The following is a 22,674-nucleotide window of genomic DNA, read 5'->3' on the forward strand; positions in this document are numbered from 1 at the left end:
TCTTATGTCGCGAATTGTTTTACTTCACAAACTGTTGCTCATCATTTAAATCGAGTTAGGCCTAATATTAATTATTAGGCCCTATTTTTATTGTATTGGGTGGACTTTTAACACATCGACCGCAGCATCTTGCCCGTGACAGGTGTGGCAACTTTCAGTGCCTGCTGTAGCATCGGCTTCGGTGCCTTTAAATACTCCACCTTGCTGGGTCATATGCGCCATGGCGCTATCGTTTAGATGGCAGGCACTACAAATGGCTGATGTCGCGCTGGTAAATGTGCCATCATTAAATGCTAGGGGCTGGACGGCATTATTTAGAGGAAGGGCTGCAGTTAATACGCCTGAATCATTGGTCGTATGGCATTGTGCGCAATTGCCGATATTGCCAGGATAGTTAATATCAGGATAGCTTTCACGAGAACCTGCGTGCAAGGTATGAGCTAGATGCTTATAGTCTGCAGTAGAAGCTGCAGGATTTGCAGCACTTGCATCAGCTTGCATATTGGGGTTATGACATAACTGACATTGCCCCTCAAGATCGTTGCGTGTTCCATGGTAGTTCAGTTGTTGGTCGCCATGACAACTACCACAGGTTTCGTTGGTTACAACGACTCTTCGGCCTTGGTCTGTTAGTGCTGTGGCGCTAAAGTACTGGTGACTAGACTTTAGCGTTGTGGTTGAGTCAGAGTCGGCGCAATTAGCTAGCATTGTCTGATCACTACAAAGCTTTCCTTGTAATGCAAGAGCACCTTTATCATTTACAGGATCTGCACTCAAAGTTAGCCCGCTAATTTGATAGTGGTAAACCCCATTACTACCCGATATTGGTGTTGTATCTTGCAACTTGATTGATTTCGCACTGCGGGTTGTGTAGTCAACGCTAATACCAAAATTTGCATATACGCGAAGGTCGTTAATAAAGGTAAGTTTGTCTGCACTATCAGCATAGACTTCATTGGTAGCAGGGTTTGACAGTCGTACTGAAAAATTAACGCTATCACCATCCAGTTCAGCACTGACAATTTCTGCATTAAACTGCCCAAGAACTGCATCTGTATTGGCTTGGCTGTGCGCGCTCATGGTCCAGTCTGAGTTATGGCAAGCAACACAATTACTGTTATCAACTTGAGCTGGATGGCCTTGGCCTGAAGGGAAGTCAATATTGGTGTGGCAGCTACCACAAGCTTCCATTGTTGGCACGCGCGCCCAATTCATGTTTTCGGTTAATGTTTCATCGGCAACATGACACGTTTGGCAATCTGTAAGTGGTACTGGAAAGCCGGTAAGGTGCTTGTTATGTACCATAGGTGCGAATACATTACCCGGGTTACTTACCTTATCTACATTATGGCAAGTAACACAGGTTTCAACTTCATTATATTTACTACCATGAAATGAGAGATCGTTATGACAGGTATTACAGGTACTCATATCTATTAGGTTTCGTGTATAAGCGGGTTCGCTGCCTTGATCTTGCCAGTCATAATGTTGGTTGGTGATAGGCAAATCTGTGCCATCTGGTAGATTGTCGCCACCGACTTTTATCACAATGCGCTGTGTCGCACCGGGCATAAAGGCAATATTGTTCATACCATTAAATGCGCCACTGAACGTATAGCTATATTGACCATTTTTATGGTCAATAAACTCTCCATCGCAGCTGCTATTACAGGATTCGGAGGTAAAGTATTGCCATTGGCTAGCATTACCTGCATTGGTAAAACCTTGAGGTAATAATTGCGCAGCAAGGTAAGTGGCTGAAGGAATACCTACCACGGGATCATCGGTTTCATTAGTAATGCGGTAATTAACGGTAGCAATGCCTGATTCGAAAACGACTTCTCTAATGGTGATATTCAGTGCATTGATTTCATCGGCTGGGGGGCCGCCTGGTTCACCTGGGTTGCCTGGTGAACCATCATCTCCACCACATGCGGCCAACATGGTAACAAGTGCTAGAAGCGCTAATGCTTTTTTTACGGTTATATTGATACTTTTGGCTATAGCACTACTAACTATCTGTGCAAACGCGATTTTTTTCATATCGATACCCTTCGATTTAATGCTTTGCGATTTGATCTTATTCAATTTGATGTCCTCAATTCCGTTTTATTGGCACGACTAATCGATGTAACGGTTCAACGGCTAAAGTTCATAACTAAAGGTGAAACCAACATAGTGAGCGTTATAGTCGCTGCTCATATCGCCAAAGATTAAAACGTTAGGAATTGCATCAAGTGCTAGCCCTTGATTTAACCAATCTGAGTCTTGATAATTCTCAAAAATCCAATCAAGGCGTAACGCTATTTTTTCGTCCAATTGATATTTGGCGAAGGCGTTAATGTTGTGTTTTTCTGAGAAGTAATCACCGTACGGTGAACTTAGGCCTTGAGTGACTTCGGTGTCGCTTTGGCCGTCTGAATATGAATACTCTAGGCCAAGATCTAACTTCTTATCTAACAGGTGACGGTAGTCGATTCCAGCGCCAACTAAAGTTGATTTTTCGTCTGTGTTTACATACCAATTTGGTAACCCAAAATTACTGCTGCCTGCTTGGTCGCTATCACGCCAATCTTGATTGAGGTACGCATTGATAATGATGTCATCACTTAACAGATAGCTAGCAGAGATATCGTAACCATGGGTATCAACTTGCGTAAGACCTACTAATGTATCGTCGTAATCATCGCTGCTGACTCGAACATTTGCACTGGCTGACAATGCTGTGGCTGAGCTGTAACTTACGTTAAGCTGATATTGCTGACGCTCTCTGTCTGCTAAATAGGATTTTCTAAGGTATGGGTTACTCTGGCTATTTGTGGTTGTTATTGGGTTATAGGCGCTGCCTGTTCGGTCACTGAACTCTGCTTTTAACCAGGTTGACCAATCAGAGGATATTTTGTAATTCACTTTGGCAAACACACCATTCTGGCGCAGTCTGTCTCTGTCTAAATCACTATAATCATTGTGATCGTATTGATAGCCTGCATCTAGGTATATCTCTCGATTAAAGCGGTATTTCGCTGCTAATTTTACCTGCTGCTTGGTTCTATCATATTCTGGGTTATTAGCTGTACCCGCATAATAGCTATCGGTTATAACCTGAGGGTAAGGGTTAATTGCTGTTTTGTTATCTTTATCAGAGTAATCATAACTTGCTCTAATATTTAGCCCACGTAATACACGGCTATTGTATTTGAGTTTCATGTCAGTTGTATCAACTTTGCCATCTAAACTTGCTTTAGGTAGTGCAGGGCTTGGGCCGTTGACTGTTGCAGGTAAAAATGCATCATCTTGAGTAAAACTTGCAACACCAAGGTACATCAAGACTTGATGTCCATTTCCACTAAGTTGCGCATTGGCACCAACTCGATAGGCTTTGTTGTCTGGTGCAACCGCACTTTGGCCACGATATGCTGCGCCAAAGGTTGGGGTAAATGCATTTTGCCAAATCATAGAGTTGTGGTCGTTACTGTACTGACTAAAGCTGGAATCAATACCAATTAACCAACCTTTACCGTTAAAATAGATTTTTGCACCAAACTCGTCTGTCGTGTCGTCGATTGGTTGAGCTAACATGGCACTATTAGTTAGGAAGTTACCAGAGAAGGTGCGCTTACCTTGTCGCTTTTCATGTTGATAATTAATGTCTGCTTGATAAAAGCTGCCTTTATAGACTGCATCGAGTAAATATCTATCTCGTTGAGTTTTTAATTCAACATTTCTAGCATCGTCATACAAGGTCGGCATTTGTGAAGTGACCGCTCCAGTTTGCCAATTTGAGGGTAAATATAGGTTGTCACCCGAGCTGGAATAGGGAGTTAATGCGTTATTGGTATTGTAATGGGCCAGTCCACGATAGCCGATACCAATTTTGTACTGCCCAATACGGCCTGTTTCTAAGCGGGCACTGCCTATGTCATAGCCAAGTTTGTTGGCTACAAAAGTAGTTTGATAACCTGAGTCTGACTTATTGTTTAGGTCGGCATCAAGATGACCAACAAGTCCATCGCTATCGGTTCCACTGGCATTAGCAAAATGAATATCATCGATGTCATTATATGCCGCGCCTACACCTACGCTGCCATTAAAGCCCGTCTCGATAACACAGCGTTTACACTCCCACTTAGAGGTGTTGGCTTTTTCTCTATTGGCATTTTGTAAGCCGTAGCCTTCAGCAAATACGGGTGAAACACTGGCGCTTATTGCTAGCGCTAGCATAGTGAGTTGTGTAGTGTTTTTTTTGTGTACAAACATAACGGCCACTCCTTGTTAGCGTTGCAGTAGTTTGCCTGACGGATGATTTGAGCCATGAACTTGGTTATGGCAATTCATACAGCTTTGACCTGCATTGAAGGCATTAGGGTTGCCCCCAAAAACAGCATTTGATGTGTGGCCAACCGATGCATGACACTGCTGACATAACATTGGCGGCTTAGTGATTAGCATTGCTTCATTAACACTTCCGTGTGGATTATGGCATGTAGCACAATTGTCGGTGACGGGGGCATGTTCCCAGAGCTTAGGGCCGCGCTTTTCTGCATGGCAGGAATAGCAATTTTCATTAACGCTCATTTGTTTTAGGTTGGCGTCGGCTAAACTTCCGTGGGGGTTATGGCAATCACTACAAACCATTTGCTGCCATTTTAAGGGATGAGCTGAACGTTTATTAATATCGGCTTTTTGCTGGGTGTGGCAACTAGTACAAACGGCGACTTCGGTGTTCTTGTCTGCGATGGGATCATGCCCAGTATGTACTTGGTGGCAATCTGCACAGCTGACATCTGCGTTATCATGGTGATTACCTTGCCAAGCCATGCGATTATCATCGTTATGGCAACTCATACAAACGCTATTTTGTTTTTCGGCAGGAACGGGGGAGTTGGCGCCGAAGGTAATCATTGGCTCTTTGCCACCGCGGTTATGGTTGCCTTGAGGACCATGGCAAGCTTCGCATTGCAGATCTTGCATTGGAGACCCTTGAGCATCACTGCCGTGTATACCATCAAACAGTGCCATGACTGTTTCACTTCGCCTATGACACATTAGGCAGGAATCAGCGCCTTTAGGAGAGTATTTCCCCTCAGCAAACTTTTTATCGAGTATCGCTTCAACTTCCTGTGGATCTTGGTCGTCCCAAGGGGCGGCAAACACGTTGAAGCTAATAATTAACATTGCTGATAATAAGCCACGCGCAATTTTGCCAGAGAACCATCCGGTGTTCTTGTTCATCATCTCATCCCATTCGCTTTAATAACGATATTTTTGATAATTTAATATTAGCAGTTTTGTAAATTACTAATATTTAATCATAGCGAGTTTTGGTGACAATTCCATAACAAAAGTGGGGTATTTATAATAAAAGCAGGCTGATTTTAAAGCGATTTAGTATGGTGTTTAGACTTTAGTCTATGAATGAATTTTTATTGTTAACAAATTGGTAGTGTAAATAATAACCATTATCAGTAAGTGGGTTCTGTCAGATGCCATTTATCTTTTAGAGAAGCGTTTATTAGTTGAGAGATTTATCACATAATAGCGAACACAATTGAAAATTATTATCGTTTACAAGCCCAAATGTTGATCTAGGTAAAGTTATTACTCTTTTGCCTCCTTTAGAATCAACACTAATTTCAAAGAGAGTCGGGGCCTGTAAATAGGTGGAATGCACAATGAAGTTAAGTGAATTGAATCCGGGCGATATCGCCAGAATTTCTCAAGTAGGTCAAATTGACTTACCAGCCGTAGTTAAACGCAAACTCCTTTCGATGGGGATCACCCCTAATACTCGATTCTCATTGATCCGCAGAGCGCCGATGGGCTCAGGTGTTGAGTTAGATATCCGTGGCAGTAAATTATGTATGCGTCGCGATTTAGCAGATATTATTGAGGTTGAAAAAGCGAATGGCTAAACAATTTAACTGTGTCACAGTAGGTAACCCAAACGCGGGTAAATCTACGCTATTTAATGCACTTACCGGCTCTAACCAACAAGTCGGTAACTGGTCTGGTGTAACTGTTGAGAAAAAGACGGGCCACTTTGCTTTACAAGGTAGCGACGTATTCTTAACTGACTTACCGGGTATTTATGATCTTCTACCTGCTGGCAATAGCTGTGATTGTTCTTTAGATGAGCAGATTGCTCAGCAGTACCTAGCAGAACAAGAAATTGACGGCATAATTAACCTTGTTGATGCTACTAATATTGAGCGCCATTTGTATCTTACGATTCAATTACGTGAGTTGGGGATTCCGTTAGTCGTTGTGCTGAACAAGATTGATGCGGCGCTTGAGCGTGGTATCAAGATTGACGTGAACAAGATGAGCCAAGAGCTCGGTTGCCCTGTTATTGCTGTGTGCTCTCGTGAAGAGAAAGATATTGAAAAGGTCAAACAGCAATTCGTCGCGCTACTTGACGGAAAAGTCTCTGAAGCACCACTGGTTTTAGCGTACGACACTGAAATTGAATCAGGTGTAACCAATTTACTCGCTCAAGATGATTCTTTAAGCCGTGGCCGTGCATTAGCTATGCTAGCTAATGGTTTAGGCTGTGGTAAGTGTAAAAACAGCCAAATGGCTAGCGAAGTCGAGCAATACTCGCAAGCGTTATCTAGCCAAGGCAAAGATATCGAAATCATGGTTGCGACAACGCGATTTGATTTTGTTGAGCGCGTGTTTACGGGTTCTGTTGATAGCGATAACCGTGAAACCTTTACCGACAAGCTTGATAAAATCGTGCTGCACCCTGTTGCTGGTATTCCGGTTTTCTTGTTTGTTATGTATTTGATGTTCATGTTCAGTATTAACGTGGGCAGCTCGTTTATCGACTTCTTCGATATTACCGCTGGTGCTTTGTTTGTTGATCACTTAGGCGCGTTTATGACGAGCCTAGGTTCACCAACATGGTTGGTCACTATTATTGCTGGTGGTGTTGGCCAAGGTATTCAAACCGTTGCGACCTTTATTCCGGTTATCGCAGCCTTGTTTTTGGCTCTTTCCGTACTTGAAGGTTCAGGCTACATGGCCCGAGCAGCGTTTGTGGTTGATGGCTTGATGCGCCGTATTGGTCTGCCGGGCCGTGCCTTTGTGCCTATGATTGTCGGCTTTGGTTGTTCAGTGCCAGCCATTATGGCAACGCGTACGCTAGGCAGTGAGCGTGAGCGCATTGTGACCGGTATGATGGCGCCGTTTATGTCTTGTGGTGCACGTTTGCCAGTTTATGCATTATTTGCAGCAGCTTTCTTCCCTGAGTCGGGCCAGAACTTAGTATTCTTGCTGTATATCATTGGTATTTTTGCCGCGATTGGTACAGGTTTATTACTTCGTAACACATTATTACCAGGCTCAAGCAGTGCGGTAGTAATGGAACTACCAAGCTACGAAAAGCCAAAGTTCAAAACGGTAATGGCGCGCACTGGTAAGCGTACTAAGAGCTTTATCATGGGCGCGGGTAAAACCATTGTTATTGTGGTGACTTTGCTAAACTTTGTTAACGCGATTGGTATTGATGGCTCATTCGGTCATGAAGACAGCTCTGAGTCAGTACTGAGTGTTGCAAGCCAAAAAGTGACACCGTTGTTCTCACCAATGGGTGTAGAGCAAGATAACTGGCCTGCAACGGTTGGTATTATTACCGGTATTTTTGCTAAAGAAGCCGTAGTTGGTACTTTGAACAGCCTATATTCAGATGGCGGTGCGGGTGATGAAGAACTAGCACCATTTAGTGAAACGCTAACAGAAGCGCTAGGCACGATTCCTGAGAACCTATTTGGTATTGCACCTGAAGATCCACTTTCAATCTCTGTGGGCGATGTATCATCTGTAGAAACTGCATCGGAAGAATTAGAAGTTGATACCTCTACCTTCGGCGCACTGCAAGCTGGTTTCGCCGGTGTCACAGCAGCATTTGCTTACCTACTGTTTGTTTTACTCTACACGCCATGTGTAGCGGCAATGGGCGCATTAGTTAACGAGTTTGGTGGTCGTTGGGCAGCATTTGCAGGCCTATGGACATTTGGGTTAGCTTACGGTGTAGCGACAGTGTTCTACCAAGCGGCAACGTTTGCACAGCATCCATTGCAATCAAGCCTTTGGATTGGTTTCTTTACTGTGGCGCTAGTGGTATTTTATGTTTGGCTTAAGAGAAAGGGTAAGAAAACCCAGACTATCATTCCAGGCATTAAAGTGATTACGGAATAACGCGAATAGCGTATACTGTTATCAAGTAATAAAAAGCAGCGATAATTCGCTGCTTTTTGCGCTATATATGCTTATGCTATAGCCAGTAGAGTAGGTTTTTAAGCCGCAATCGTTGATCCTTTACAGAAACTGTAGGATTATGCGTTTTTAGTTTTTAATCATCGTTCGCAAAGAGGATTTCCATGAGTCATGTGGACACTGAAGTACGTCCTAGTAACTTCATACGTAATATCATAGATGAAGATCTAGCCACGGGTAAGCATTCGAGTGTTCAAACTCGTTTTCCGCCAGAACCAAACGGCTTTCTTCACATCGGCCACGCTAAGTCTATCTGCCTAAACTTTGGCATTGCACAAGACTACAAAGGTCAATGTAACTTACGTTTTGATGATACCAACCCTGAAAAAGAAGATATCGACTACGTTAATTCTATTCAGGCTGATGTGCAGTGGCTCGGTTTTCAGTGGGATGGTGACATTCGTTATTCGTCAAATTACTTTGACCAACTACATCAGTACGCCGTTGAATTAATCAACAAAGGCTTAGCTTATGTATGTTTCTTAAATGGTGACGAAACGCGTGAATACCGTGGCACGCTTAAAGAGCCAGGTAAAAACAGCCCATTCCGTGACACCACACCTGAAGAAAACTTAGCGCTATTTGAAAAAATGCGTTTAGGTGAGTTCAAAGAAGGTGAGTGTTCACTGCGCGCTAAGATTGATATGGCATCACCATTTATGTGTATGCGTGATCCAATCATCTACCGCATTCGTTTTGCTCACCATCATCAAACAGCTGACAAATGGTGCATTTACCCAATGTACGATTTCACTCACTGTATTTCTGATGCGATTGAAAACATCACTCATTCTCTATGTACCCTTGAATTCCAAGATAACCGTAGATTGTATGACTGGGTGTTAGATCATTTAGATGATTTCCAAGCGCCAAACAGAACACGTCAGTATGAGTTTTCAAGACTTAACCTTGAATACACATTAATGTCTAAGCGTAAGCTAAACGACTTAGTGGTTCGCAACTTGGTAACAGGTTGGGATGACGCACGTATGCCTACAATCGCGGGCTACCGTCGTCGTGGTTATACAGCAGCTTCTATTCGTGAGTTTTGTAAGCGTATTGGCGTGACTAAGCAAGATAACATGGTTGAAGTGGCCATGCTTGATGCTTGTATCCGTGAAGAGCTAAATGACTTCGCACCACGTGCGATGGCAGTGATTAACCCAGTTAAAGTGGTTATCGAAAACTACCCTGAAGGCCAAGTTGAAATTATCAACGCGGCAAATCATCCTAGCAAGGAAGAGATGGGCAAGCGTGAGCTATCTTTTGGTCGTGAGCTGTTTATTGATGCTGATGACTTCCGCGAAGAAGCAAATAAGAAGTACAAACGTTTAGTGCAAGGCAAAGAAGTACGTTTGCGTAATGCATACGTGATCAAAGCTGAACGCTGCGAGAAAGATGCTGATGGCAATATCACCACTATCTTCTGTACTTATGATGACGAGACTTTGGGTAAAAATCCAAGCGATGGTCGTAAAGTGAAAGGTGTTATTCACTGGGTTGAAGCTACAACTGCAAAACCTGCTGAGCTGCGTATGTATGAAAGATTGTTCAGCGATCCGAATCCAGCAGCAGCTGAATCTGTTGATGAGGTACTAAACCCACATTCACTAACGATTAAGCATGGTTTAGTTGAAGCAAGTCTTGTGAATGCCGAAGCTGAAAAAGCTTATCAGTTTGAGCGTGAAGGTTACTTCTGTGCTGATAGTAAAGACTCTACTTCAGACGCGTTAGTATTTAACCTAACCGTGCCATTAAGAGATTCTTTCGAGTAAGCTTAATTTAACTGATGCTAGCCATAAAGCATGAGTACTAAAAAAGCCGACATTACGTCGGCTTTTTCTTGCTTTCATTTTAGTCACTTATATTATTTGCTTGGTTTTAGCTTACTAAACAGACAAAGCGGTATTACTGATACATAGGGCCAAAACCCACACTCCACAGAATAACGCTTGAAGCCATTAGGCCAACTAACAACACTAAACCTGCTGTTACTACAGAGCTTGCGTAAATAAAGCCTTTTTCTTCAGGTATATTCATAATAATCGGCACGCCTGTATAAAGCAGGTAAACCGAGTATGCTAGGCCAGCAAGGCCGACAACCATAATAAACCACAGCGTTGGGTATAAAGCCGATAAGCCGACCATAAACAATGGCGTTGCGGTATAAGCCGCGAGTTCGAGTGCTTGGGTATAGCTAGGTTTTGCATCAAAGGTTTTAGCCATCCAAAAAGCAAGATAGGCGAGGGCGAATAGCCCAAAATACATTCCAGTAGACATGATCATAGCGCTTTCAGTTGTTAGGAACTGACGCTCTCCAACTCCTAAGTCCCAACCAATTTGTGAGGTACCAATGAATGCACAAATGGCAGGTATTAGTGCAATGATGACAATATGGCTTAAGCTACTGCGCAGCGCTTCGTGGTTTTTTTCAATTGTGTGCCACTCTTCTTTTGGATGAGTGTATAGCCCCATTAAGTGATTCAATATCATTATAGTTATCCTCGTTGGCTTTTAGCTTTTATATTAATTTGGCTCGCCAAACTGCAGACGAACTTGTTACAGCTCTAAGGTTATTTATTGAACAAAATCTGCTAAGAGTCAAGCCTGTCAAATTAAGCATAGGTCTAAAGCTAGGATTGTGCTGAGAATTGCTGATAAAATAGTGTCACTAACAATGCCTGATGGACTCAAGATGAACTCAGCTGTACAGCAATTATTAGCACCGATTAACTCCTTTCTAAAATGTGAAACTCCAGATAGTTGGATTGAAGAAGCTAAAAAGCCTGAGCGCTTAAAAGGTTTGCTAATTGATCATTGTAATTGTGAGCTGAAAGCAGCTCAAACAGCGATGTTTGTGGTACGTAAATATGCGGTGGACGAGCAAAGTGGCAAGATTTTGCAAGACTGGGCTAAACCGTATTCTGATTTCGTTTATAGCCAAGATAGAAATGTCGAAGTCTTCTTAAATGGTAATAGTAAAAAGAATGAGCTCGCGGCAGAGTTGGTTGGACGTAGTGACTTTGCGCATAGTGAAGAATTGATCGCGAAAATGGTGCGACTAATTAAAGAGGAGTTCCACCATTTCGAGCAAGTGTTAGAAATTATGCACCATCGAGGTATTGACTATCAGAGTGCCAGAGCGGGTCGCTACGCAAAAGGTATGATGAAACAAGTTAGAACTCACGATCCGGTAACTTTAGTCGATAAACTAATTGTTGGTGCATTTATTGAAGCACGTTCTTGTGAGCGTTTTGCTAAATTGGCGCCGCATTTAGATGAGGAACTAAAGAAGTTTTACATTTCCTTATTGCGCTCTGAAGCACGCCATTATCAAGATTATCTAACGCTAGCGCAGGCTATTTCAGCTACCGATATCAGTGATAGAGTCACCCACTTTGCCACAGTAGAGGCAGCGCTGATTTTAGCTGATGATGCAGACTTTAAGTTTCACAGTGGCTCGCCTATAAATACAGTTAACACTGAAGTAGCTTAAGCTAAGGGCAGGTAAGTATTAGCTAAAGAACGGCAAGTTATCGATTACTTGCCGAAAGGGAGTTCAATCAGTTCTACACTGTCTTTACTAACACTTAGCATGCTGCCTTGTTCATACCAATCTCCGACCACAATACGGCGTTTACCATTGGGTAACTGATGGATTGCTGGTCTATGAGTATGGCCGTGGATCATTTGCTGAGTATCTGTAACCTTAAGCAATTCGTTTACAGCATCCGGTTCAACATCCATGATGGTGTAACTTTTTTGCTGATTGCTGCTCTGGCTCTTGCTACGCAGTTTTGCCGCAATACCTAAGCGTTTGGACTTGGGTAAATGGGCATAAAGCCATTTGGCCCAGCTTTGATTTCTGAATCGACGAAAACGTTGATAAGCCTTATCGAGTGTACATAAGCTGTCACCGTGCAGGATCACACTTGGCACCCCGTATAAATCGATTGTGTAGATTTCTGGGAGCAAGGTCATGCCGCAGTCTTGGGCAAAACGATTCCCTATCAAAAAATCTCGATTACCGTGGATAAAGAAGATAGGCAGTTTTAGAGATGCTTTTTTAATTGCATTAGCTAATTCATTTGCAAAAGGCTCTGCAATATCATCACCCACCCAGACTTCAAACAGATCGCCTAAGATATATAAGGCATCAGTATCGTGAAGTTGAGTCTCGAGAAATTTAAGAAAGGCTTGGGTAATATCGGGGCGATCGGCACTTAAGTGCAAATCGCCCACAAATAAAGTACGCATCGAAATAATATTACTCTTCGATGGTTACTTTTTCGATGACAACAGCTTCAAGAGGAACATCTTGATGCATACCACGGTTACCAGTGCTAACAGCTTTGATCTTGTTAACAATATCCATGCCTTCAGCAACTTCACCAAATACGCAGTAACCCCAGCCTTGAGCTGACTCAGACTTAAAGTCTAGGAAAGTGTTGTCGCCAACGTTGATGAAGAACTGAGCTGTCGCAGAGTGTGGATCTGACGTGCGAGCCATAGCGATAGTACCGATTTTATTCGATAAACCGTTGTTTGCTTCGTTTTCGATTGTTTCGTTAGTGCGCTTTTGGCCCATATCTTCAGTGAAGCCACCGCCTTGGATCATGAAACCGTCAATTACACGATGGAAAACAGTACCATCGTAGAAGCCTTCTTTGACATATTTTACGAAGTTAGCCGCAGTGTTTGGTGCTTTTTCAGCATCTAGGGCTAGCTTGATTTCGCCGTGGTTAGTGTGCAATGTAATCATATTTAAAACTCTCGTTATTTAGTACGTTGTCGATTATGGCTGGATTCTAACGTAATTGCCCTATGCCATAAAGCTCTGAGTGTTTAGCTTAGTGAATTAACCACTGCTTTTAGCCTGTGTTTGTACTGAATTTAGACAACTAGACAGGGATTGTGGCTTCAGGTTAGCAAGGCTTGGATTATAAACTTGCCTAGATCCTGCTTATCTAATCATTTTTGCGAACTCTCGACACGAAAACAGCTTGGAACAGCGACTTTTGCAATGGTAGACTGAACAACACATTTTTACAGATAGCCGTTGAAGAGAATAATCAATGTTGAAGCTTTACAATAGTCTTACCCGCCAAAAAGAGCAGTTTGTGCCATTACAACCAGGAAAGGTTGGCATGTATGTGTGTGGGGTGACCATCTATGATTTATGTCATATTGGCCATGGGCGTACATTTGTATCTTTCGACATGATTGTTAGATACTTAAGATACAGCGGTTACGATGTTAATTTTCAACGTAATATTACTGACGTAGACGATAAAATTATTAAACGCGCTAACGAAAACAATGAAAGTTGTGACGATTTAACTGAGCGTTTGATTGCAGAGATGCACCGTGATTTTGATGCACTTAATATGGCGCGCCCTGATAATGAGCCTCGTGCAACATTGCATATGCCAGAAATCATCGACATGGTTGAAAAGCTTATCGAGCGTGAGCATGCCTATGTAGCTTCGAACGGTGATGTACTATTTAGTGTTTCTTCATTCCCTGAATATGGCCGTTTGTCTGGCCAGAATCTTGAACAGCTACAAGCGGGTGCTCGCGTAGAAGTTGAAGATGCCAAGCGCGATCCAATGGATTTCGTATTGTGGAAGATGTCTAAGCCAGGCGAGCCAACTTGGGAATCGCCATGGGGACCAGGTCGTCCAGGTTGGCACATTGAATGTTCAGCAATGAACAGCAAACATCTAGGTAATCACTTCGACATTCATGGCGGCGGTTCTGATCTGCAGTTCCCACACCATGAAAATGAAATCGCGCAGTCATGCTGTGCTCACGATACACCGTATGTAAATTACTGGATGCATACGGGTATGGTGATGGTTGATAAAGAAAAGATGTCAAAATCTTTGAATAACTTTTTCACTATCCGTGACGTGTTAGGCCATTACGATGCGGCAACTGTGCGTTACTTTTTGTTGTCTGGTCATTATCGTAGCCAGCTTAATTACTCAGAAGATAACCTAAAGCAGGCAAAATCAGGTCTTGAGCGCATCTATACCGCGCTTAAAGATTTAGATTTAACTGTGACGGCTGCGCCGGCTGAAGCGTTTATCGCTAAGTTTAAATCAGCGATGGATGATGACTTTAATACACCAGAAGCCTATTCAGTGTTGTTTGACATGGTGCGTGAAATCAACCGTCTTAAGCTGACTGATATGGCTAAAGCCTCTGCGTTAGGTGTTGCGCTTAAAGAGCTTGCAGATGTGCTTGGTATTTTAGGCCAAGACGTTGATACCTTCTTTAAGGGAGAAGGTAGCGATGATGAAGTTGCTGAGATCGAAGCTTTAATTGTCGAGCGTAATCGCGCCCGTGCAGAAAAAGACTGGCCTGCAGCTGATGTTGCACGTGATGGTTTGAATGCATTAGGTGTGATTCTAGAAGACGGCCCAGAAGGCACGACTTGGCGTAAGAAGTAACTTTTTACCAAAAGTTGAACGACAAGACACAAAAAAGCCTGCAGATGCAGGCTTTTTTAATCTTTCAAATATACTGAGAAGTATTATTTAAAGAGCTGGTGACTGTAGTTAGTCGTGATACTGCTCGCAAGCGTATAAGGTGTTTTCTAGCAGGCTTGCGATGGTCATTGGACCTACGCCGCCGGGAACTGGTGTAATAAAGCTTGCGTGCTGAGCGGCAACGTCAAATTCAACATCGCCCACAAGCTGACCATTTTCAAGGCGGTTAATCCCCACGTCAATAACGACTGCGCCAGGTTTAATCCAGTCACCCGGAATAAAGCCTGGTTTACCAACAGCAACAACGACTAAATCAGCACGTCTAACTTTATCTTCAAGGTTACGAGTAAAACGGTGACAGATAGTCGTCGTACAACCTGCTAATAAAAGCTCAAGTGCCATTGGGCGGCCGACAATATTAGAGGCCCCGACAACCAGCGCATCTAAACCATAGGTATCAATTTCAGTAGACTTGAGCAGCGTCATGATCCCCATCGGGGTGCATGAGCGTAAAACAGGGCTACGCTGTGCAAGACGTCCGACATTGTATGGGTGGAAACCGTCAACATCTTTGTCTGGACGAATACGTTCAATGACTTTTGATTCTTCAATATGCTCAGGTAGCGGCAATTGAACTAAAATGCCATCAATACTTGGATCTTCGTTACATTCGTCAATTAGTGACAAAAGTGCTTCTTCTGAGGTGCTGCTGTCTAGATCGTATGAACGAGACATAAAACCGACTTCTTCACAGGCGCGGCGCTTGCTGCCGACATAAACTTGTGAAGCTGGGTCTGCTCCTACAAGTATTACGGCTAAACCTGGAACTCTTTGACCAGCCTCTTTGCGGGCGGTTACTTTATCTTTGAGTTGCGTTCGAATGGTTTGCGCAATCGCTTTACCATCGATATTTTGGGCTGTCATTGGGGTTGGTGTCCTTTATACGGCGCGATAATGGAAAACGGCGACATTTTAGCAGGAGAGCCGTAAACTGTCATTGGTTAAGGCAATTAACAATCAATTCTAATATACGGATAATCGCATTCTATAATAGGGAAGTCTGTAATTTAATTTATAATGACGTATTGTTATGTTTCATTAAACGTTTATAAGTGTAAGAAGCTGATTGGCGCGTATTAATGAAAATCAGTACTGAATTACTTAATATTGATGCAATTTCTAGCTGATTGGTTAAACAGAAAGCTATTAGCTTGCAAAGTAATCATGCAGGTAAGTTTTTTGAAGAAAGTCGTTGACGACTTTTAGGTGTGGGGGTACTATGCGCTCCGTCCTCACCGAGCAGCAAGTTGTTGTCCTTGAGGGCCAGAAACAGTAAAGAGTATCCCAGCGTGAAAACGTACTTTACATTAGGTTTCACAATTTCGGTGATTAGCGCAGCCCGGTAGCGCATCTGGTTTGGGACCAGAGGGTCAGAGGTTCGAATCCTCTATCACCGACCATATTTAAACTAACGTGGAACGTTAGTTGCCCAGTTCAGGAAATGAATTTATTTTCATTACCGAGCGCCCGTAGCTCAGTTGGATAGAGCACCCGCCTTCTAAGCGGGTGGCCGCAGGTTCGAATCCTGCCGGGCGTACCATTTTTGTGGTGATTGTAGCTCAGTTGGTAGAGTCCCGGATTGTGATTCCGGTTGTCGTGGGTTCGAACCCCATCAGTCACCCCACTCATTCTGTAAAGAAGTAAAAAAAGCGACCCTAGGTCGCTTTTTTTACGCCTGTAAATCACGCTTTGAGGCTCGACTCTGGCGCATTCCATAGCTATAATGTCGCGTCTTGATAATTATCAACTAAAAGATACCTGTGCCGATCGTCAGTATTTATGGGCATTTTGGTTAAATTTATGGATCAAGAAACGAATACCTGAATAGTTGAGTTTTCGACTATTGCAAAGGACGATAGACATATTTCGAGGTAAAAAAATGCAAGTTTCTGTTGAAACCACACAAGGCTTAGAGCGTCGCCTAACAATTTCTGTACCTGCTGAGCAGATTGAGAACACTGTTAAAGAAGCATTAAAAAGCGAAGCTAAGCGTGCCCGTATCCCAGGTTTCCGTCCAGGAAAAGTACCTGTAAGCGTTATTAATAAGCGTTATGGTAAAGCTATTCGTCAAGATATCACTGGTGAAGTGATGCAGCGTAACTTCGTTGAAGCAATCATTGCTGAGAAGTTAAACCCAGCTGGCGCACCGACATTAACTCCTGGTTCAACTGAAGGCGAAAACTTTGAGTTTGTTGCTACTTTTGAAATCTACCCAGAAGTAGAGCTTAAAGGTCTTGAGTCAATCACTGTTGAACAGCCTACTGCTGAAGTTACTGAAGCAGACGTTGATGCTATGATTGAAACGCTACGTAACCAACACGCTACTTTCGAAGTAGCTGACCGCGCAGCGGCTGAAGGTGACAAAGCTAAGATCAACTTCGTTGGTTCAATCGATGGTGAAGAATTCGAAGGCGGCAAAGCTGACGATTTCGAACTTCAACTAGGCAGCGGCCGTATGATCCCAGGCTTCGAGTCTGGCGTTGAAGGTCACAAAGCGGGTGAAGAGTTTAACATCGAAGTGACTTTCCCTGAAGATTACCATGCTGAAAACTTAAAGGGTAAAGTAGCGACTTTCGCTATTACTCTTAACGAAGTTCAAGCGGCTAACCTTCCAGAAGTTAACGACGAGTTCGCTACACTATTCGGTATTACCGAAGGTGGCATCGACGCACTACGCGGCGAAATCAGCAAGAACATGAGCCGTGAACTTGAGCAAGCGCTTAAAGCAAACGTTAAAGAGCAAGTTCTTAATGGTCTAGTTGAGCAAAACGACATCGAATTGCCTGCAGCACTAATCGAAGGCGAAGTAGAAGTATTGCGCAAGCAAGCTATGCAACGTTTCGGTGACCAAGCGGCTAACATGCCTGAGCTTCCAGCTGATCTGTTCACTGAGCAAGCAGCACGTCGCGTTAAAGTAGGTCTACTACTTGGCGAAGTGATCAAAACAAACGAGCTAAAAGCTGAAGATGAACGCGTTCAAGGTTTGATCGCTTCTATGGCTTCTGCTTACGAAGATCCAAGTGAAGTTGTAGCTTACTACAACGGTAACGAAGAGCTTATGCAAAACATGCGCAACGTTGCTCTAGAAGAGCAAGCTGTTGAAGCTTTGCTAAAAACTGCAACTTTGACTGAAAAAGCAGTCAACTTTGAAGAATTTATGAACAAGGCTACAGGTCGCGCGTAACCATCGCTTGACTTAAATGGCTATTAGCCATTTATAATGGCTCGTATGAGGTTCCTCATGCGGGCCATTTTTATTTAGGGAAGTTAATCATGCACAAAGCGCCAGAATCAGTACTTAACGCACTCGTTCCTATGGTTGTTGAACAGACAGCTAAAGGTGAACGTTCATATGATATTTATTCTCGTCTATTAAAAGAGCGAGTAATCTTTCTTGTTGGTCAAGTTGAAGAACATATGGCTAACCTTATCGTTGCTCAGTTACTGTTTTTGGAGTCAGAGAGCCCAGATAAGGATATCTACCTATACATTAACTCACCTGGTGGCAGCGTGACTGCAGGTATGGCAATTTACGATACAATGCAGTTCATTAAGCCGAACGTGAGTACAGTATGTATTGGTCAAGCGGCGAGCATGGGCGCATTTCTACTTGCAGGTGGAGCGCCAGGTAAACGCCATTGCTTACCAAACTCACGAGTGATGATCCATCAGCCATTAGGCGGTTTCCAAGGTCAAGCATCAGACATCGCTATTCATGCTCAAGAGATTTTGGGGATCAAGAACAAGCTAAATACTATGCTTGCTGAGCATACTGGCCAGTCTCTAGAAGTGATTGAACGTGATACTGACCGTGATAACTTTATGAGTGCTACTGAAGCTGCTGAATACGGATTAGTCGATTCAGTGATGACAAAACGAGACTGATTTTTACGCTCCTCTGAGCTATGCTCAAAGAAGTTGTATTGAAAAGATCCAAGCAGTAGTTTGACTGCAAACAGAGGTAAAGTAATGGGTGAAAACAAAGGTAACGGTGACAGCGGAAAATTGCTGTACTGCTCTTTTTGTGGAAAGAGCCAGCATGAAGTAAGAAAACTCATCGCTGGACCTTCAGTATATGTTTGTGATGAGTGTGTTGAACTCTGCAACGACATTATTAGAGAAGAAATCAAAGAGATTTCACCGAAACAAGATCAGGACAGATTGCCGACACCTCATGAGCTGCGTGCGCATTTAGATGATTACGTTATCGGTCAAGATAAAGCTAAGAAAGTGTTATCTGTAGCTGTGTATAACCACTACAAGCGCTTAAGAAATGCAGGTCCAAAGGACGGCGTTGAATTAGGTAAAAGTAACATCTTGCTTATAGGCCCTACAGGTAGTGGTAAGACGCTACTTGCAGAAACGCTTGCACGTTTTCTAGATGTGCCATTCACTATGGCTGACGCGACTACCTTAACCGAAGCCGGTTATGTAGGTGAAGATGTTGAGAACATCATTCAAAAGCTACTGCAAAAGTGCGACTACGATGTAGAAAAAGCGCAGCGTGGAATCGTGTATATCGATGAAATTGATAAAATCAGTCGTAAGTCTGATAACCCGTCAATTACTCGAGATGTGTCCGGTGAAGGCGTACAGCAAGCATTGCTGAAGTTAATCGAGGGTACGGTGGCAGCGGTTCCACCACAAGGTGGTCGTAAGCATCCACAACAAGAGTTTTTACAAGTTGATACTTCTAAGATCTTGTTTGTTTGTGGTGGTGCGTTTGCTGGTCTTGAAAAAGTTATCGAGCAACGTGCACACGTAGGTAGCGGTATTGGTTTTGGCGCGCAAGTAAAAGGTGAAGCAGATAAGAAAAATATCTCTGACAGACTTTTACAAGTAGAGCCTGAAGATTTAGTGAAGTTTGGTCTAATTCCAGAGTTCATTGGTCGACTACCAGTACTTGCGACGCTCGCTGAACTAGATGATGAAGCGTTAATCCAAATCCTGTCTCAACCAAAAAATGCAATTACTAAACAGTATGCTGCATTGTTTGAGATGGAAGGCGTGGATTTAGAGTTTAGAGAAGATGCGCTTAAGGCTATTGCGCTTAAAGCACAGACTCGTAAAACGGGCGCACGTGGTCTTCGTTCAATTGTTGAAGGCATTCTGCTTGATATCATGTATGACTTACCATCAACGAACGATGTAGCTAAAGTAGTTATCGATGAATCAGTAGTAAAAGGTGAATCAACCCCTATTTTGATTTACGCTAACAACGAAACACAAGCAGCGACCGCTGAATAAACTATCATCTACAGTTAGATAGATTAAAAGGAGCCTATATGGCTCCTTTTTTGTACACTTCTTTAATTAATTCTTTTTCACCATTGAAACCTATCTAATCATCCCAATATACTCATTAGTAATCATAAAAAACGGAATCGAGCTATGACCCTAGAGCGTGATGCGCGAATCGAACTACCCGTACTACCACTCAGAGATGTGGTGGTTTATCCCCATATGGTAATTCCGTTATTCGTCGGTCGAGAGAAATCTATTCGTTGCTTAGAAAAAGCAATGGAGCAAGATAAGCAAATTATTTTAGTCGCTCAGCGTGATGCTGAGTTAGACGATCCTACCAGTGACGACATTTTTGATGTTGGTACTGTAGCTTCGATACTACAGCTATTGAAATTGCCTGACGGTACCGTAAAGGTATTAGTGGAAGGTGGTCAACGTGCGCGTATCGACAATTATTCAGAACAAGATGATATCTTCCAAGCCACTGCTCACTATCTCGAGTCTGAGCCTCTTTCAGAGAAAGAAGAGGAAGTGCTGGTACGTTCTGCTGTTGGTCAGTTTGAAGGTTATATCAAGCTAAACAAAAAGATCCCACCAGAAGTATTAACATCATTATCAGGCATCGATGAAGCGGCTAGACTTGCTGATACTATGGCGGCTCACATGCCACTTAAGCTTGAAGACAAACAGTCTGTGCTTGAAATGGTAAATGTAAGCGAGCGTATCGAATACTTAATGGCGATGATGGAAGCGGAAATTGACCTACTACAGGTTGAAAAACGTATTCGTAGCCGTGTTAAGAAGCAGATGGAGAAGAGTCAGCGCGAGTACTATTTGAATGAGCAGATGAAGGCCATTCAAAAAGAACTTGGTGATATTGATGAGTCTCATGATGAGTTTGAAAGCTTAGCGAAAAAGATTGAAGAAGCACAAATGCCTAGCGAGGCGAAGGAAAAAGCTTCTGCTGAACTTAATAAGTTAAAAATGATGTCACCAATGTCAGCTGAAGCGACAGTGGTGAGAAGTTACGTTGAATGGATGGTGTCTGTGCCTTGGCATAAACGCTCGAAAATCAAACGTGATTTAGCGAAAGCGCAAGATGTACTTGATACCGATCACTTCGGTCTTGAGAAAGTTAAAGAGCGCATCTTAGAGTATTTAGCGGTTCAAAGCCGTGTTAAGCAACTTAAAGGTCCAATCCTGTGTTTAGTTGGGCCACCAGGTGTAGGTAAAACTTCACTAGGTCAGTCTATTGCGAAAGCGACAGGCCGTAAGTATGTGCGTGTAGCCTTAGGCGGCGTGCGTGATGAAGCGGAGATCCGTGGACATCGTCGTACTTATATTGGCTCTATGCCGGGTAAAGTGATCCAGAAGATGTCTAAAGTGGGCGTTAAAAACCCATTATTCTTGCTTGATGAAATCGATAAGATGAGTAGCGATATGCGTGGCGACCCTGCGTCAGCACTACTTGAAGTATTAGATCCAGAGCAGAACTCAGCGTTTAGCGATCACTACATGGAAGTCGATTACGACTTGTCTGATGTGATGTTCGTGGCAACGTCTAACTCGATGAATATTCCAGGTCCGCTATTGGACCGTATGGAAGTCATTCGCCTATCGGGTTATACCGAAGATGAGAAACTCAATATCGCTAAGCAGCATTTATTGCCTAAGCAGATTGAGCGCAATGGTCTTAAGGCTAAGGAAGTGACGGTAGATGATAGTGCAATTATTGGCATTATTCGTTACTACACCCGAGAAGCCGGTGTGCGTGCACTTGAGCGTGAACTTTCAAAGATCTGCCGTAAAGTGGTTAAGAACATTTTGCTTGATAAGAGCATTAAACATATTGAAGTTAACCAAGAAAATTTGAAATCTTTCTTAGGTGTACAGCGTTGTGATTACGGTAAAGCAGAGTCTAACAACCAGATTGGTCAAGTGACAGGTTTGGCGTGGACAGAGGTTGGTGGTGATTTACTGACTATTGAGGCGACCTCAGTACCAGGTAAAGGTAAATTGACTTATACCGGCTCGCTAGGCGATGTAATGCAGGAATCAATTCAAGCTGCAATGACGGTTGTTCGTGCCCGTGCTGAACAATTAGGTATTAACCCTGATTTTTATGAGAAGCGCGATATTCACGTGCACGTACCTGAAGGTGCAACGCCTAAAGATGGTCCATCAGCGGGTGCGGCAATGTGTACTGCACTGGTATCTAGCCTAACGGGTAATCCTGTTCGTGCCGATGTGGCAATGACTGGTGAGATCACTCTTCGTGGTGAAGTTTTACCGATCGGCGGCCTGAAAGAGAAATTACTAGCTGCACACCGCGGTGGAACTAAAGTTGTTCTTATTCCAAAAGAAAATGAACGTGATTTAGAAGAAATCCCACAAAATGTGATAGCAGATCTAAAAATCCATCCTGTGAAATGGGTAGATGAAGTACTGAAATTGGCGCTTGAACGACCAGTTGAAGGCTTCGAAGTAGTTTAAAACGTGGACTAACGCAATAAATTGCAGGAATGCTTTAAAAAAACAGTAAAAAGGGCTTACCTCTGTATCAAGCTGTGGTAGCCTAAGTCTGTGGAGAGTCAGTCGC

Annotated in this window: 16 protein-coding genes and 3 tRNA genes; 12 read left to right on the top strand and 7 right to left on the bottom strand. The window is 43.2% G+C overall.

Going from position 1 to position 22,674, the window contains the following annotated elements; genetic code table 11:
* Positions 1–87 precede the first annotated feature (87 nt).
* From L2747_RS18235 to L2747_RS18245, 3 genes are all read right to left on the bottom strand, one after another.
* Positions 88–1,944: an OmcA/MtrC family decaheme c-type cytochrome gene (locus L2747_RS18235; protein WP_428848540.1), complete on the bottom strand. Its 1,857-nt coding sequence runs from the start codon at positions 1,942–1,944 to the stop codon at positions 88–90.
* Positions 1,945–2,145: 201 nt separating this feature from the next.
* Complete coding sequence (locus tag L2747_RS18240; RefSeq protein WP_249000433.1) at positions 2,146–4,257, bottom strand: MtrB/PioB family decaheme-associated outer membrane protein; 2,112 nt, start codon at positions 4,255–4,257, stop codon at positions 2,146–2,148.
* 15 nt (positions 4,258–4,272) lie between these two features.
* Complete coding sequence (locus L2747_RS18245; RefSeq protein ID WP_371986884.1) at positions 4,273–5,175, bottom strand: DmsE family decaheme c-type cytochrome; 903 nt, start codon at positions 5,173–5,175, stop codon at positions 4,273–4,275.
* Between the two features lie 497 nt (positions 5,176–5,672).
* Between L2747_RS18245 and L2747_RS18250 the strand changes: the two genes are divergently transcribed.
* The 3 genes from L2747_RS18250 to glnS all read left to right on the top strand — a co-directional run bounded on the left by L2747_RS18250 (position 5,673) and on the right by glnS (position 10,052).
* Positions 5,673–5,912 (top strand): FeoA family protein, encoded by a 240-nt coding sequence (locus L2747_RS18250; protein ID WP_220760411.1) that lies wholly within the window; start codon positions 5,673–5,675, stop codon positions 5,910–5,912.
* Positions 5,905–8,199: a Fe(2+) transporter permease subunit FeoB gene (feoB, locus tag L2747_RS18255; protein ID WP_249000435.1), complete on the top strand. Its 2,295-nt coding sequence runs from the start codon at positions 5,905–5,907 to the stop codon at positions 8,197–8,199. Before L2747_RS18250 ends, feoB begins: the two co-directional genes overlap by 8 nt.
* Before the next feature lie 182 nt (positions 8,200–8,381).
* Complete coding sequence (gene glnS / locus L2747_RS18260; protein ID WP_249000436.1) at positions 8,382–10,052, top strand: glutamine--tRNA ligase; 1,671 nt, start codon at positions 8,382–8,384, stop codon at positions 10,050–10,052.
* 133 nt (positions 10,053–10,185) lie between these two features.
* Here glnS and L2747_RS18265 read toward each other — a convergent pair whose 3' ends face one another.
* On the bottom strand, positions 10,186–10,770 hold the full coding sequence (locus L2747_RS18265; RefSeq protein ID WP_249000437.1) for a Yip1 family protein: 585 nt from the start codon (positions 10,768–10,770) through the stop codon (positions 10,186–10,188).
* A 202-nt stretch (positions 10,771–10,972) separates the two neighbouring features.
* On the opposite strand from L2747_RS18265, the gene miaE reads away from it, so the two are divergent.
* On the top strand, positions 10,973–11,773 hold the full coding sequence (miaE, locus tag L2747_RS18270; RefSeq protein WP_283107346.1) for a tRNA isopentenyl-2-thiomethyl-A-37 hydroxylase MiaE: 801 nt from the start codon (positions 10,973–10,975) through the stop codon (positions 11,771–11,773).
* 44 nt (positions 11,774–11,817) lie between these two features.
* On the opposite strand, the gene L2747_RS18275 is transcribed toward miaE, so the two are convergent.
* Together L2747_RS18275 and L2747_RS18280 are read right to left on the bottom strand one after the other, a co-directional pair.
* Positions 11,818–12,534, bottom strand: coding sequence for a UDP-2,3-diacylglucosamine diphosphatase (locus L2747_RS18275; RefSeq protein WP_249000438.1), 717 nt, complete (start codon positions 12,532–12,534; stop codon positions 11,818–11,820).
* Positions 12,535–12,544: 10 nt separating this feature from the next.
* Positions 12,545–13,039, bottom strand: a complete 495-nt coding sequence (locus L2747_RS18280; protein WP_249000439.1) for a peptidylprolyl isomerase — start codon at positions 13,037–13,039, stop codon at positions 12,545–12,547.
* Positions 13,040–13,352: 313 nt separating this feature from the next.
* Here L2747_RS18280 and cysS point away from each other — a divergent pair, with 313 nt between their 5' ends.
* Complete coding sequence (gene cysS, locus L2747_RS18285; protein WP_249000440.1) at positions 13,353–14,732, top strand: cysteine--tRNA ligase; 1,380 nt, start codon at positions 13,353–13,355, stop codon at positions 14,730–14,732.
* Positions 14,733–14,840: 108 nt separating this feature from the next.
* On the opposite strand, the gene folD is transcribed toward cysS, so the two are convergent.
* Positions 14,841–15,695, bottom strand: a complete 855-nt coding sequence (folD, locus tag L2747_RS18290; protein WP_249000441.1) for a bifunctional methylenetetrahydrofolate dehydrogenase/methenyltetrahydrofolate cyclohydrolase FolD — start codon at positions 15,693–15,695, stop codon at positions 14,841–14,843.
* 459 nt (positions 15,696–16,154) lie between these two features.
* On the opposite strand from folD, the gene L2747_RS18295 reads away from it, so the two are divergent.
* The 7 genes from L2747_RS18295 to lon all read left to right on the top strand — a co-directional run bounded on the left by L2747_RS18295 (position 16,155) and on the right by lon (position 22,568).
* Positions 16,155–16,231 (top strand) — tRNA-Pro (locus L2747_RS18295).
* 63 nt (positions 16,232–16,294) lie between these two features.
* Positions 16,295–16,371: transfer RNA gene (locus L2747_RS18300), tRNA-Arg, on the top strand.
* A gap of 8 nt (positions 16,372–16,379) precedes the next feature.
* Positions 16,380–16,455 (top strand) — tRNA-His (locus L2747_RS18305).
* A 255-nt stretch (positions 16,456–16,710) separates the two neighbouring features.
* Positions 16,711–18,015: a trigger factor gene (gene tig, locus L2747_RS18310; protein WP_249000442.1), complete on the top strand. Its 1,305-nt coding sequence runs from the start codon at positions 16,711–16,713 to the stop codon at positions 18,013–18,015.
* 89 nt (positions 18,016–18,104) lie between these two features.
* Positions 18,105–18,716: an ATP-dependent Clp endopeptidase proteolytic subunit ClpP gene (gene clpP / locus L2747_RS18315; RefSeq protein WP_249000443.1), complete on the top strand. Its 612-nt coding sequence runs from the start codon at positions 18,105–18,107 to the stop codon at positions 18,714–18,716.
* 84 nt (positions 18,717–18,800) lie between these two features.
* Positions 18,801–20,078 carry an ATP-dependent protease ATP-binding subunit ClpX gene (gene clpX, locus L2747_RS18320; RefSeq protein ID WP_249000444.1) on the top strand — a complete coding sequence of 426 codons (1,278 nt, stop codon included), beginning with the start codon at positions 18,801–18,803 and terminating at the stop codon, positions 20,076–20,078.
* Between the two features lie 144 nt (positions 20,079–20,222).
* Entirely contained in the window at positions 20,223–22,568 is a 2,346-nt protein-coding gene (lon, locus tag L2747_RS18325) for an endopeptidase La (protein ID WP_249000445.1), read from the top strand.
* The last annotated feature ends 106 nt before the right edge of the window (positions 22,569–22,674 follow it).

The sequence above is a fragment of the Shewanella marinintestina genome (assembly GCF_023283845.1).
GTDB lineage: Bacteria > Pseudomonadota > Gammaproteobacteria > Enterobacterales > Shewanellaceae > Shewanella > Shewanella marinintestina.